The 351-nt window shown below is 51.3% G+C and carries 1 protein-coding gene; it reads left to right on the top strand.

The window, feature by feature from the left end:
- Positions 1-315, top strand: a 315-nt coding sequence (locus ACTHSP_RS23030; protein WP_440347132.1) for a cytidylyltransferase domain-containing protein, incomplete at its 5' end; no start/stop codon positions are given.
- Positions 316-351 lie beyond the last annotated feature (36 nt).

Below are 351 nucleotides of genomic sequence, written 5' to 3'. Positions count from 1 at the left end.
AAAAACCGCAACGCCATCTATTTCAGCCGCGCCCCGATTCCTTATCCGCGCGATGTGATGCGTGCCGAAAAACGCGAATTGCCTTCCGAAACAGCCGTTTTGCGCCACATCGGCATTTATGCCTATCGTGCAGGCTTCCTGCAACGCTATTCCGAAATGGATGTTTCTCCTTTGGAAACCATCGAATCGCTGGAACAGTTGCGCGTCCTGTGGCACGGTTATCCGATTGCTGTTGAAATCACCCAAGAAGCGCCTGCTGCCGGTGTGGATACGCAGGAAGATTTGGACAGAGTACGTGTTGCGTTTAAAGCTTAAGGCCGTCTGAAAGGAAAAGACATGAATGATTTCCGC

Source organism: Neisseria sp. P0001.S005 (assembly GCF_051963715.1).
This window is presented reverse-complemented; position numbering and strand designations above follow the sequence as displayed.